The sequence below is a fragment of the Streptomyces herbicida genome (assembly GCF_032656585.1).
In the GTDB taxonomy this organism is placed as follows: domain Bacteria; phylum Actinomycetota; class Actinomycetes; order Streptomycetales; family Streptomycetaceae; genus Streptomyces; species Streptomyces herbicida.
Window position 1 is genome coordinate 126,423 of record NZ_JAUYWJ010000020.1, and the last position, 13,186, is coordinate 139,608.

Below are 13,186 nucleotides of genomic sequence, written 5' to 3' on the forward strand. Positions count from 1 at the left end.
GTCAGATCCCCACATTGAAACCGTCGGACCAGGTCTGCATCTGGCTCACGAGACTGTCCCACGCCCCGGTCAGCAGCAGCACACCGGTGGCGACCATCATCGTGCCGCCGATGCGCATCACCCACACATAGTGGCGTTTGACCCAGCCGAAGGCGCCGAGGGCCTTGCGGAAGGCGACCGCGGTGAGGACGAAGGGCACGCCGAGACCGATGCAGTAGGCGATCATCAGCACGACGCCGCGCCCGGCACTCGACTCGTGCATGGAGAGGAAGTTCACCGACGCGAGGGTCGGGCCGATGCAGGGCGTCCAGCCGATGCCGAACAGGGCGCCGATGACGGGCGCGCTCACCAGTCCGGTCGTCGGCCGCTTGTGGAAGCGGAACTCGCGCTGGGTGAGCCAGGGCATCAGACCCATGAAGAACACACCCAGGAGGATCATGAGGACGCCGAGCGTCTTGGACAGGGTGTCCTTGTATTCCTGCAGGTTCGAGCCGAAGTAGCCGAACAGTGCCCCGCCGGAGATGAACACGGCGCTGAAGCCGAGCACGAACAGCGAGGCCCCCGCGACCATGCGCCCCCGCTTGGCCTCGGCGAGGTCCGTGCCGGCGACCCCGGTGACGTAGGAGAGGTAGCCGGGGACCAGCGGCAGGACGCACGGCGAGAAGAAGGAGACGAGGCCGCCGAGCAGGGCGACGGGCAGGGCGACCAGCAGCGCGCCGTTCTGCACGGTCTGGTTCCGGCCCACCAGCTCCTCGGCGAGCGGAAGAAGCGCACTCACGTCACTTCTCCGCGAGGACCGGCTTGAGCATCTTGAGCAGGTTCTCCTCGCTGAGCGCCTCCAGGGCCCGCGCGGCGATCTTCCCGTCCCGGTCGATGACGAGCGTGGAGGGGATCAGCTGGGGGTTGAGCGTGCCCTTCTTGAAGCGGAGCATCAGCTTGCCCGTCGGGTCGTACAGGCTGGGGTAAGTGATCCCCTGCTCCTTCTCGAAGGCGATCGCCGGGGTGGTGCTGGTGTCCCGGGTGTTGATGCCGACGAACTGGACGCCCTTGTCCTGGTAGTCCTTGGAGACCTTGGCGAAGTACTTGCCCTCGGCGCGGCACGGACCGCACCAGGAGCCCCACACATTGACGACGACGACCTTGCCCTTGTAGTCGGCGACATCGAGGGTCTTGCCGTCGATGGTCTTGCCGGACAGGTCGGGTGCCGGGGAGCGGTGGCCCTTGGCGGCCGTTTCGATGCCGTTGTTGCCCGTGACGAAGTTGGTGTTGCCGCCTCCGCCGGAGGTGCCGCCGGAGGTGCACGCGGACAGGGTCAGGGCCGCTGCGGCGGCCGTGGCGGCAAGCAGGAGGCGGCTACGGGTGGTCATGTGAAAAGTTTCGCATGCCCGTTCTGAGGATCTTGCGCACCCCCCTTGCGGGTGGAAACCCGCATTTCAGGCCGCGTTCGAGGCGGCTCCGGAGGACAGGAAGGTCTTCCAGCCGCCGGCCGGCTGCTGCCCGACCTCCAGCGTACGCAGCTTGCCGAGCACCTGCGGCCGCTGCACGTCCAGCCAGTCCACGAACTGCCGGAAGGAGACCATCCGCACATCGGCCCCCTTCTCCTTCTCGCGCGCGATGTGCTTGAACGCCTCCTCGACGGCGTCCATGTAGATGCCGCCGTTCCACTGCTCGAAGTGGTTGCCTATGAACAAGGGTGCACGGTTTGTCTTATATGCCCGCTCGAATCCGGATATGTAGGCCTGTGCCGACTGTTGCCGCCAGCCCGGGTAGTTGTGGGCGGGAGCCTTGGTCGAGTTGACCGACTGGTTGGCGAGCATGTTGTAGTCCATCGACAGGACCTCGAAGCTGCGGCCGGGGAAAGGTATCTGCTGCAACGGCAGGTCCCAGATCCCCAGCTTCTTCTGCGGCCACACCTGACGGCCGCCGGGCGAGGAGGCGTCGTAGCGCCAGCCGAGCTCCCGGGCGGTGGGCAGCAGGTTGTTCTGGCCGAGCAGGCAGGGGGTACGGCCGCCGGCCAGCTCCTTGTCGTAGTCGAACGGCAGCGACGGCAGGTCGGTCCACCCGCTGTTGGTCCGCCACTCCTTCACAAAGGCCTTGGCCTGCTGGATCTCGCTCTTCCACTGCTGTGGGGTCCAGTTGGCGACGGTGCCGCCGCCGGAGCAGAAGTGGCCGTTGAAGTGGGTGCCGATCTCATGGCCCTCGAGCCAGGCGCGGCGGATGTTGGCCAGCGTGGCCTTGACGTGGTCGTCGGTGAGGTAGCCGATGTCGGAGGCGCCGCGCGGGTTGTTCGGCGGGTTGTAGAGCCGCTTCTTCGACTCGGGCAGCAGATACAGCCCCGAGAGGAAGAAGGTCATGCTCGCGCCGTGCTCCTTGGCGAGGTCGAGGAAGCGCGGGAAGAGACCGTTGCCGACCTCGCCCGCCCCGTCCCAGGAGAAGATCACGAACTGCGGCGGCGTCTGCCCCGGCTCCAGCGGCTCGGGCTTGGCGGGCTGGTGGGGCTGCTTGCCCGTGAAGGACGTGGAGCCGTCCCCGATGGGCCGGCCGGAACGCCCGCCCCCCTTGCCCTTGCCGCCGTTGCCGCCCCCGGAACGGCCCCCGTCGGAACCTGAACCGTCTCCGTCCCCGTCTGATGCAGTGAGAGTGCCGCAGCCCGCGAGACCGGCGGCGGCCGCGGCGCCCGCGCCGAGGCCGAGTATTCCCCTCCGGGAGAAGGTGCGCATGAGAACCCCGATTCGTCACGTCCTGCTGGTGGTCACCCACTCAGAGGGCATGACGAACCGGTAGGTTCCGCCACTTGTTCTCTATTTCGCAACGAACGCGACAAAACGTTCCTAAGGGGCCCCAGGATGGGGCCCCTTGACGGAGCGTCAGGCGCCGAAGGCCTTGCTCTGCCCCTTCACCGGCTTGGCGCCGGAGAGCAGATGGGCGGGGACGAGGTCCCGCGCCGGCTCGGTGTACCCGACGGACACGATCTTGTCGCCCTGGTAGGTGAAGGTCGTCAGCGAGGCGAGCGTGCACTGCCGTCTGCGCGGGTCGTGCCACAGCCGCCGCTTCTCGACGTACGACCGCACGATCCAGATCGGCAGCTGGTGGCTGACGAGCACGGCCTCGTGCCCACGCGCCCGGTCCTTGGCCGCGTTGAGCGCGCCCATCATCCGTACGACCTGGTCGACGTACGGCTCGCCCCAGGACGGCCGGAAGGGGTTGACGAGGTGCTTCCAGTTGCCGGGCTTGCGCAGGGCACCGTCCCCGACCCCGAAGGTCTTGCCCTGGAAGACGTTGTCGGCCTCGATGAGCCGCTCGTCGGTGTCGAGGTCGAGCCCGTGCGCCTTGGCGATCGGGGTCGCGGTCTCCTGCGCCCGCTCCAGCGGGGAGGCGACGACATACGTCACGTCCCGGGGGGCGAGGTGCTCGGCGACCCGGTCGGCCATCTGCCGCCCGAGCTCGGAGAGGTGGTAGCCGGGCAGTCGCCCGTACAGCACCCCGTCCGGGTTGGCGACCTCGCCGTGCCGCATGAGGTGGACGACGGTGATGTCGTTGCTGGTGCTCACGCGGTGGCCTCCGCGGCTGCTCGGGCCGCCGCCGGGAGGGCGTCGGCGATCTTCTGGATGGCTCGCTCGTCGTGGGCCGTGGACACGAACCAGGACTCGAAGGACGACGGCGGCAGGTAGACACCGCCCGCCAGCAGCGAGTGGAAGAAGGCGGTGAAGCGGAAGGACTCCTGCGCCTTGGCATCCTCGTAGTTCCGCACGGGGCGGTTGGTGAAGAAGACGGAGAACATGTTGGAGGCGGTCTGCAGCTGGTGCGCGACGCCCTCCTTGGTGAGGGCCTCGGTGACGAGGCCCTGGATCTGCGCGGAGACGCTGTCGACCCTCTCGTACGCCGCGTCGTCCAGGAGCCGCAGCTGGGCGAGGCCCGCGGCGGTGGCGACCGGGTTCCCGGAGAGGGTGCCGGCCTGGTAGACGGGCCCGGCGGGCGCGAGGTGCGCCATGACGTCCGCACGGCCGCCGAAGGCCGCGGCCGGGAAGCCGCCGCCCATGACCTTGCCGAAGGTCATCAGGTCGGGCCTGACGCCGTCGATCCCGTACCACCCGGAACGGCTGGTGCGGAATCCGGTCATGACCTCGTCGGAGATGAAGAGTGCCCCGTTGCGCTGGCAGGCGTCCTTCAGCCCCTGGTTGAACCCGGGCCCCGGCGGCACGACACCCATGTTGCCGGGCGAGGCCTCGGTGATCACACAGGCGATCTCACCGGGGTGCCGGTGGAAGGCCTCGTGCACGGCCTCGAGGTCGTTGTACGGCAGCACGATCGTGTCCCCGGCCTGGGCACCGGTGACGCCGGGCGTGTCGGGCAGCGCGAACGTCGCGACGCCGCTCCCCGCCGCGGCGAGCAGCGAGTCGACGTGACCGTGGTAGCACCCGGCGAACTTGATCACCTTGGACCGCCGGGTGAACCCGCGGGCCAGCCGGATCGCCGACATGGTGGCCTCGGTCCCGCTGGACACGAGCCGCACCTGCTCGACGGGCTCGATCCGCGCGACGATCTCTTCGGCGAGGGCGACCTCGCCCTCACCGGGCGTACCGAAGGACGTACCGCGTGCGACGGCCTCCTGGACGGCGGCGATGACCTCGGGGTGCGCGTGCCCGAGGATCATGGGGCCCCACGAACAGACGAGGTCGACGTACTCCCGTCCGTCCGCGTCGGTCAGATACGGGCCGGCGCCGGACACCATGAACCGTGGCGTACCGCCCACGGCCCGGAAGGCGCGCACCGGGGAGTTCACGCCGCCGGGCGTGACGGCGGCCGCACGGTCGAACAGAGCCTGCGAGACAGGCGCTTCGTACGGATAGGGCATTTCGCTCATGACGTGCGACTTCTCCGACTTCTCGGACTCCGGTTGCGTAGTGACCTCATCAGGGTAGGACGCCCTCGTCACCGCTCCGACAATCACGCCGCCGATGCCGGGCCGACCCGGCGGCATCTGCGAGACTGGGAGCTGATACACACAGCTGATAGACACAGCTCATACGGCTCATGGTGTTCAGAGGCTGCGAAGATCCTGCGGACTGGTGTTTCAGCGCACGTTTCGGCGGGCGGCCGTGGGGGAGGTCACTGACACGATGATCGGGTTGCGCGGCGGGGGCCACGCGTCCTAGAAAAGCAGTCGGGTGGAGATATGCATCGCGGTGGCGGACTGGGCGAGGGGACTGATGACCTGGGTCCTCGACGTGCCCGGCGGGGAAGGCACCGACGCGAGGCGGAGGAGACCGAGGCACGTCAGTCGCACGGGGTACCGAGTGAGTCGGAGCGGGACGAGCGACGTATCGAACGTCGGATCGACCAGCTGAGAACGGGGAGCAGGAATGGTGGTCGGGTGGGGGTGACGTACAAATACTTCGGCGCGCCCGACGGCGCGACCGCGGCCCGCGTCCCGATCTCGATGCGCCCCGAGGAACTCGGCGGCGACGAGCTCGGCATGAACGGCATGTTCACCAAGATCAAGCCGGAGACGATGGCCGCGATGGTGCTGACCGGCATCGAGGGTGTGCCCCTGCACAAGGTCCCGCCCCTGGAGCTGGTCGTCCTGCACCCCGACTACGCCGTCGTGAAGCTCCCGATGACGGTGGTGGATCCGCTGCGGGGCATAGGCGAGGAAGCGGTGGGCGCGGCGGCGTTCATCTGGTCCACGGTGCCGGACCGGGGTGGACCGCGGGACGCGTTCAACGTGTACCAGCTGCTGCACGAGTGGCAGGACTTCTCGCATCGGCTGCACGAGGCCGGACATCAGCCGTATTGCCTGGTGTGGCCCTGAGCCGGCATTCCACAAGTTCCACATGTGTGCGGGCGGGGTTTTCGGACCCCGCCCTTCTGCATGCCCGCGGCGGTGGTGCGGACCGAGCCGTACCACCGCCGTCCGGCAGGGGTGCCGCTATGACGAGGTGACCGCGTCCCGGGTGCGGCCGCGGCGTTCGCGGATCAGGGCGAAGACCACCACGCCCACGGCCACCAGGGTGGACAGGACCACCTGGTCGCGGCCGCCGCCCTCGGCCGTGTCGGTGAGCATGTAGCCCAGCACGAACGTGATCAGGGCGATGGTGGCCCAGGTCAGGTAGGGGTACAGCCACATCCTGACGATCAGCTTCTCGGACGTCTCCCGCTCGATGATCTTGCGCATCCGCAGCTGGGAGAAGCAGATCACCATCCAGACGAACAGGGCGATCGCGCCGGACGAGTTGAGCAGGAACTGGAACACGGTGTCCGGCCACAGATAGTTGAAGGCGACCGCGACGAAGCCGAAGACCACCGAGGCCAGGATGGCCGCGCGCGGCACCCCGCGTCCCGTGGCCCGCCCGAAGGAGGCCGGGGCGTCGCTGCGCCGGCCGAGGGAGAAGGCCATGCGCGAGGCCGTGTAGAGGCCGGAGTTGAGGCAGGACAGGACCGAGGTCAGCACGATCGCGTTCATGATCTGGGCCGCGTGCGGGATGCCGATGGAACTCAGCGCGGCGACGTACGAGCCGTCCTTGAGGATCGCCGGGTCGTCCCAGCGCAGCAGCGAGACCACGATCAGGATCGAGCCCAGGTAGAACACCGCGATCCGCCAGATCACGCTGTTGGTGGCCTTGGTGACGGCGGCCCGCGGGTCCGCGGTCTCGCCCGCCGCCAGCGTGACGATCTCGCTGCCCATGAAGGAGAAGACCACCATCAGGACGCCGGTGAGGATGGCGCCGGGGCCGTTCGGCAGGAAGCCGCCGTGCGCGGTGAGGTTGGAGAAGCCGGATACGGGGTGGTCGGAGCCGGGCAGCAGGCCGAAGATCGCGAGGCCGCCGATCACGATGAACACGGCGATCGCGACGACCTTGATGCCGGCGAACCAGAACTCGAACTCGCCGTAGGAGCTGACCGAGGCCAGGTTGGTGGCGGTCAGGACGGTCATGACGATCAGTGCCCAGCCCCACTGCGGGACCGCCGGTATCCAGCCGGCCAGGATCTTCGCCCCGGCGGTCGCCTCGACCGCGAGCACCACGACCCAGAAGAACCAGTACAGCCAGCCGATGGTGAATCCGGCCCAGCGGCCGAGCGCACGGTCGGCGTACGCGGAGAACGAGCCGGAGGTCGGGTTGGCCGCGGCCATCTCGCCGAGCATGCGCATGACCAGGACGACGAGGACGCCGACGAGCGCGTAGGAGACGAGGATGCCGGGGCCCGCGGCGGCGATGCCGGAGCCGGAGCCGACGAACAGACCGGCGCCGATGACACCGCCGATCGCGATCATCGAGAGGTGACGGTTCTTCAGTCCGGCCTGCAGACCGGAGTCGGCCGGAGCGCTCTCGGCGGCGGTCGCCGCCGGGCCGGTGTCCGAGGGGACGGGGACGGGGGGACGTGTGGTCATCTCGACATCCATGGAGGGAGTGCGGACCAGGGCGTCTGGAAATTAGTTCAGTACGATCCAAAAGAACAAGACTTGTTTAAGTGTTCACCTTGCTCTATTTTTCGTGCAGCGCGGAGCTGCATCGTTCGCCGCCGCCACCGCGCCGTCCCCGTGTTCCGGCCCCTGGGGAGCCCCCATGCACAACAGCGCGGCATGGTCGCGACAACCCCCCGTACGGACGCCGTCGCCGCGGGCCAGGTCCCCGCTCGGCAGGCCGTTAGGGTGGCGTCGTGGTGAATGCAGCGGGCAAGTTCGGTCCCTACAGCCAGCCGGGTCCCGCACGTCCCGCGCCGGTCGCCGGGGTATGGGACACCCGCGTCCTGCCGGGCCGGGGCCCCACCGGATCGGAACTCGTCCGCTCGCGGATCGCCCTGCGGGTGCGCCTGAAGTCCGTGTCACCGGGAGACCGGCTGCCGGACGCCGGCGTCCTCGCCGAGGAGCTGGGAATCAGTGAGATCACCGTGCGCCGCGCGCTGGAGGGCATGTGCCAGGACGGCCTGCTCGACCGCCGCCGCGGCCGGGCCGGCGGGACCTTCGTCGCCGCGGACTGGGACACGGTCGTCGCCCTGATGCACGACGCCGCCGAGGCGGCCGCGCTGGACGCCTTCCATCTGCTGCTCGAGTGCGGTCTCGTGGCCCACACCGCCGGCGAGGTCCCGGACGGCCGGCTCGACGGGCTGCGGGCACTGGTCGACGAGATGAACCTGGTCGACGACCCGGCCAGGCTGCTCGAACTGGAGACCCGCTTCCACCTCGACCTCGCGGAGACGCTCGGCGGCGCCGGGATCCGTGAGTTCGCCGCCGACCTGCTCGGCCGGCAGTGCCTGCTGCGGCCCGCTCCGGCAGCCGCGGTGGTACGGGCCCGGAACCGCTGCCACGCCGACCTGCTGGACGAGCTCGCCCGCGGCGCGATGGACCCGGCGGTACGAGCGGTGAAGGCCCACCAGCACGCCGGCCCGGACTGACACCCGCTCGCGCCGCCCAGCCGTCTTCCCTCCCCTCCACGTGCCATCACCCCGAGAAGGAGCCGCCGCCATGCCCGACCCCGGAGCGGTCGGCCCGTCCCCGACGTCGGGCCGGGCCGACGGCGCGCCCCAGCGGCTGCGCGGCGGCGTGCTCGGTATGGCGGACATCGCCGCCGCCACGATGGCCAACGTCGGCCCGGCCATGAGCTTCTTCTTCGGCTTCGCCTTCCTGGCCACCACCGCCGGTGTCGCGTCCCCGCTGACCATCGCCGCCGCGGGCGTCGCCGTCGCCCTGCTGGGCAACACCCTCGCCGAGTTCTCCCGGGCGCACCCCTCGGCGGGCAGCTTCATCACCTTCGTCGGCAAGACCTTCGGGCCGGTCAGCGCGGTGACCACGGCCCTGCTGGCCGGACTCGGCTACATCATCGCGATGGGCTCCGTCATCGCGATCTCGGGCGGGTTCGTGCAGATCACCCTGCACCACTACACGGGCATAGACCTGCCGTGGATCATCTGGACGCTGCTGCTGACCGGGTTGTCAGTGGTGCTGATGCTGCGCGGGATCGTGGTCTCCACCAAATGGGCCGGCTACTTCTTCGCCGTGGAGATGCTGGTCCTGGTCGTGGTCTCGATCGCGGCCCTCGTGGAGCACCGCGGCCATCTCTCGGCCGATCCGTTCCTGCCCGACCACATCACCCACGGCCTCAAGGGGCTGGCGGCGGGCTTCCCGCTGGCGGTGTATCTCTTCATCGGCTGGGAGAACTCGGCGGCGCTGGCCGAGGAGACGGAGAACCCACGGCGCAACGTCGGCCGCGCGGTGTTCTCCTCCGTCGCGATCATGACGGTGAGCTACATCCTTTTCTCGTACGCCACGGTCACCGGCTTCGGCTACGACGTGGAGCGGCTCGGCGACTCCCCCATCCCCTTCATCGACGTCGCCCGCCACACGCTCGGCGCGCTGGCGTTCGTCGCCTATGTCGGGGGGCTGACCTCCACGCTCGGCGTGCTGATCGCGGGGATCAACTCCCAGGCGAGGCTGGTGTTCAACGCGGGACGCGAGGGGCTGCTGCCCTCCTTCTTCGGCTATGTGCATCCCACGCGCCGTACGCCGACCAACGCGATCGTCACCTTCACCGTCACCGCGCTGCTGATCATCGCGGGCTGGGGCCTGGGGCATCTGCTCGGCGGAGAGGGTCCGATGGACCCCGTGGTCTTCTTCACGGAGTCCTCCAGCCTGGGCGCCATCCTGATCCTGCTGGTCTACCTCGCCTCCAACATCGCCCTGCCGCTGTACTACCGCAGATACCGGCCACAGGAGTTCCGAGTGGTACGGCACCTGGTGCTGCCCGCGATCGGCACCCTGGCCATCCTGGTTCCGCTCTACTACCTCGCCAAGCCGGGACAGCCCGCGCCGTACAGCTGGTTCCCCTACGCGGCACTTGCCGCGCTGCTCGCCTCCGTCGGCTATGCGTCCCTCCTGGTCCGCCGCGACCCGGGCCTGGCCGAACGCGTCGGGTCGGTCGTCGCCGACGTGGAGTGAGGGCGTCGAGTGCGCACGTCGAGTGGGGACGTCGAGTGACCATGACGGAAAGGAGTCCGTGTGCTGACTGACGAGGAGGCCGCCGCCCTCGGCTCGGTCGACGAGGAGGCCATCGGCCGCACCCTGCTCGAACTGCTGGCGATCCCCAGTGTGACCGGGAGCGCCGCCGAGTCGGAGATCCAGCATCACCTCGCCGGGCGGCTGGAGCGGCTCGGGCTCGATGTGGACCTGTGGTCCATGGACCTGCCCGAGCTGCTCGCGGAGCCGGACGTCCCCGGCATGGAGGTGCCGCGCACGGAGGCCTGGGGGCTGGTGGGGCACACGGCGGGCGGGGACGACGGGCCGACGCTGGTGCTGCAGGGGCACGTGGACGTCGTACCGCCCGGAGACCTCGCCGCGTGGGAGGGCGATCCGTTCGTGCCCAGGGTGACCGGGGACGTCGTGCACGGGCGCGGGGCCTGTGACATGAAGGCCGGGCTGGTGGCGCACCTTGCCGCGCTGGCCGCCGTACGGGCGGCCGGGGTGCGGCTGCGCGGCCGGGTCGCCGTGCACTTCGTCGTCGGCGAGGAGGACGGCGGGATCGGTGCCTTCGGAACGCTGCGGCGCGGGCACCGGGGAGACGCCTGTGTCATCACGGAGCCCACCGTCGGCACGCTGATCACCGCGAACGCGGGTGCCCTCACGTTCCGCATCACCGTCCCCGGCAAGGCGGCCCACGCCGGCTCCCGGGACGCGGGCGTGAGCGCGATCGACGCCTATGTGCCGCTGCACTCGGCGCTGGCCCGGCTGGAGACCTCCCGCAACACCGACCCGGATCCGCTGATGGCCGAGTACCCGATCCCGTACGCCCTCTCGGTCGGGACAGTGCGCTCGGGCGACTGGGCGAGCAGCGTGCCCGACCTGCTGGTCGCCGAGGGCCGGCTCGGCGTGCGCCTCGATGAGGATCCGGCGCACGCCCGCGCCGAGCTGGAGCGCTGTGTGGCCGAGGCCTGCGCCGCCGACCCCTGGCTGCGGGACCGTCCGGCGACCGTGACCTGGCCGGGCGGCCGGTTCGCCAGCGGGCGGATGCCGCAGGGACATCCACTGCGGGACGTGGTGCGGGACGCCTGCACCGACGCCAACGGCTGGGCCTCCCGGCCCCGCGAGCGCGGGGCGCCGTACGGGAGCGACCTGCGGCTCTACGCCGGGGCCGGGATACCGACGCTGCAGTTCGGGCCGGGGGACGTGCGGGTGGCGCACAGCGCCGAGGAGCGGGTGTCCGTGAGCGAAGTGGTCGGTGTGGCAAGGGCGTTGGTGCTCACTGTGCTGCGGACGGTGGGGACGAGGTGACCTCCTCGCGGGGAGTCTGCTTGCGCCGGGTGAAGGACGGGAGCGCGGGCGGCGTGAGGAAGCCCTCCGCCCGCGCGCTCGCCAGACCGATGCGCGGGATGTCGCTGCTCTTGGCGAAGAGCAGATAGCGCGGCTCCCACAGCGGGCGGTACTTGGCGTTGGCGCGGTACAGGGACTCGATCTGCCACCAGCGTGAGAAGAAGGTGAGGATCGAGCGCCACAGGCGCAGGACCGGGCCGGCGCCGAGGCGGGAGCCGCGTTCGAAGACCGAGCGGAACATCGCGAAGTTCAGCGAGACCCGCTGGACGTCCAACTCCTTCGCCCGCAGCAGGAGTTCCACGACCATGTACTCCATCAGGCCGTTCTCGCCCTCGCGGTCACGGCGCATCAGGTCGAGGGAGAGGCCGTGCTCGCCCCAGGGGACGAAGCTGAGCAGGGCGCGGGGCGCGCCGTCGGCGTCCCGGCACTCCAGCATCACGCAGCGGCCGTCGGACGGGTCGCCGAGGCGGCCCAGGGCCATGGAGAAGCCGCGCTCGGTGGCACCGTCGCGCCAGTGGTCGGCGCGCTCGACGAGCAGGGCCATCTCGTCGTCGGGGATGTCCTCGTGGCGCCGGATGCGGACCGTGTAGCCGGCCCGGCGGACGCGGTTGTGCGCCTGCCGTACGACGCGCATGGCGCGCCCGTCGAGGGTGAAGTCGGCCAGATCCACGATCGCCTCGTCGCCGAGTTCCAGGGCATCCAGGCCATGGCGCGCGTAGATCGTGCCGGCCTCCTCGCTCGCGCCCATCACGGCGGGCGTCCAGGCGTGCCGGCGGGCTTCGGCGAGCCAGGCGTCGATGGCGCCGGGCCAGGCCTCCGGGTCGCCGATGGGGTCGCCGGAGGCGAGGCTCACGCCGCCGACGACGCGGTAGCCGATGGCGGCCTTGCCGGTGGGCGACCAGATGACGGCCTTGTCGCGGCGCAGCGCGAAGTAGCCGAGGGAGTCCCGGGCGCCGTGCCGGTCGAGCAGCCGGCGCAGCCGCTCCTCGTCCTCCGCGCTGAGCAGCCGGCGGCCGCGGGGTGAGCGGAAGCAGGCGTACAGGACGAGGCAGAAGGCCGCCGCGAGCAGGATGTTGATGGCGATGTCGGTCCAGCGGGGCGCGTGCACGGCATCGATGCGGTCGGCGAGCGGGCCGACGCTGATGCCCCGCAGGAAGGTGTAGACGATCTCGTCGGTGACGCTCGCGCCGGGGAGCTTGTTGGTGGCGTTCACGAGCAGCGTGCCGAGAGCGCCGGTGACGAGGATGCCGCCCGCGCCGACGGCCAGGGCCAGCTTCGGGTTGGAGGGATCGCCGACGGCGTTGAACTCCCGCCGCCCGACGATCAGCGCGGCCACGAAGAGCCCGGTGAGGCCGGCGGAGACCCAGTTGAAGACGTGCCCGCGGTACTCGGGCTGGGTGAGGGCGAGGACGTAGAGGCCGAAGAGGGGACCGGCAAGCAGCAGGTTGGACACCCAGGCGGCCCGCTTGCGGCGGCGCATCACCAGCGCGAGGAACAGCGCGAGCGCGGCCGAGACCAGGCCGGCGGTGGCCAGGTACGGGGTGAAGAACTGGCCGGCGTGGTGCGCGTGCTCCCGGTGGAGGTCGAGGAGCCTGCCGGTGTTGTGTTCGTGGACTTCCTGGCGGAACGGCAGCGACATGACGGCCACGACGTTGATCAGGGCCATCAGCCGCAGGTACCAGACCGTGGCCGTGGCGGCCCAGACCCTGAGCCGGGACGGGTCGGCGTCGGTGGCGCGCTGTCGGGAGTTGCGCTGAGCGGGGACCTGTGGGGAAATCAGGGGCGGCCGCTGTGCGGGTGCGGGCATGGTGACTGGTCACCTTGGGGACGGGGACGGGACTAGGCTGACCCTACAGCTTGTAGGGAAGTCGGGATATGGGCCTG

11 protein-coding genes are annotated in these 13,186 nt (G+C 70.2%); 4 read left to right on the plus strand and 7 right to left on the minus strand.

Annotated features, from left to right (window positions below; all coding sequences use genetic code 11):
- Position 1 precedes the first annotated feature (1 nt).
- The 5 genes from Q8A52_RS34900 to hemL all read right to left on the minus strand — a co-directional run bounded on the left by Q8A52_RS34900 (position 2) and on the right by hemL (position 4,864).
- Complete coding sequence (locus Q8A52_RS34900) at positions 2-778, minus strand: cytochrome c biogenesis CcdA family protein (RefSeq protein WP_316758826.1); 777 nt, start codon at positions 776-778, stop codon at positions 2-4.
- Between the two features lies 1 nt (position 779).
- Positions 780-1,367, minus strand: coding sequence for a TlpA family protein disulfide reductase (locus tag Q8A52_RS34905; RefSeq protein WP_316758828.1), 588 nt, complete (start codon positions 1,365-1,367; stop codon positions 780-782).
- 66 nt (positions 1,368-1,433) lie between these two features.
- Positions 1,434-2,720, minus strand: a complete 1,287-nt coding sequence (locus Q8A52_RS34910) for a polysaccharide deacetylase family protein (protein WP_316758830.1) — start codon at positions 2,718-2,720, stop codon at positions 1,434-1,436.
- 147 nt (positions 2,721-2,867) lie between these two features.
- Positions 2,868-3,515: a histidine phosphatase family protein gene (locus Q8A52_RS34915; RefSeq protein ID WP_316758942.1), complete on the minus strand. Its 648-nt coding sequence runs from the start codon at positions 3,513-3,515 to the stop codon at positions 2,868-2,870.
- Positions 3,516-3,547: 32 nt separating this feature from the next.
- Positions 3,548-4,864, minus strand: coding sequence for a glutamate-1-semialdehyde 2,1-aminomutase (gene hemL, locus Q8A52_RS34920; RefSeq protein WP_316758832.1), 1,317 nt, complete (start codon positions 4,862-4,864; stop codon positions 3,548-3,550).
- 510 nt (positions 4,865-5,374) lie between these two features.
- Here hemL and Q8A52_RS34925 point away from each other — a divergent pair.
- Positions 5,375-5,812: a hypothetical protein gene (locus tag Q8A52_RS34925; RefSeq protein WP_003974483.1), complete on the plus strand. Its 438-nt coding sequence runs from the start codon at positions 5,375-5,377 to the stop codon at positions 5,810-5,812.
- Between the two features lie 117 nt (positions 5,813-5,929).
- On the opposite strand, the gene Q8A52_RS34930 is transcribed toward Q8A52_RS34925, so the two are convergent.
- Entirely contained in the window at positions 5,930-7,390 is a 1,461-nt protein-coding gene (locus Q8A52_RS34930; protein ID WP_316758834.1) for an amino acid permease, read from the minus strand.
- A 269-nt stretch (positions 7,391-7,659) separates the two neighbouring features.
- On the opposite strand from Q8A52_RS34930, the gene Q8A52_RS34935 reads away from it, so the two are divergent.
- The 3 genes from Q8A52_RS34935 to Q8A52_RS34945 all read left to right on the plus strand — a co-directional run bounded on the left by Q8A52_RS34935 (position 7,660) and on the right by Q8A52_RS34945 (position 11,263).
- Positions 7,660-8,394 (plus strand): FadR/GntR family transcriptional regulator, encoded by a 735-nt coding sequence (locus tag Q8A52_RS34935; protein ID WP_316758836.1) that lies wholly within the window; start codon positions 7,660-7,662, stop codon positions 8,392-8,394.
- 70 nt (positions 8,395-8,464) lie between these two features.
- On the plus strand, positions 8,465-9,934 hold the full coding sequence (locus Q8A52_RS34940; RefSeq protein ID WP_316758838.1) for an APC family permease: 1,470 nt from the start codon (positions 8,465-8,467) through the stop codon (positions 9,932-9,934).
- A 60-nt stretch (positions 9,935-9,994) separates the two neighbouring features.
- Positions 9,995-11,263, plus strand: a complete 1,269-nt coding sequence (locus tag Q8A52_RS34945) for an ArgE/DapE family deacylase (protein WP_316758840.1) — start codon at positions 9,995-9,997, stop codon at positions 11,261-11,263.
- On the opposite strand, the gene Q8A52_RS34950 is transcribed toward Q8A52_RS34945, so the two are convergent.
- The gene (locus Q8A52_RS34950; RefSeq protein WP_408649307.1) at positions 11,232-13,109 is read right to left on the minus strand and encodes a phosphatidylglycerol lysyltransferase domain-containing protein; all 1,878 of its coding nucleotides are present in this window, start codon (positions 13,107-13,109) and stop codon (positions 11,232-11,234) included. The two genes, Q8A52_RS34945 and Q8A52_RS34950, sit on opposite strands and share 32 nt — an antisense overlap.
- Positions 13,110-13,186 lie beyond the last annotated feature (77 nt).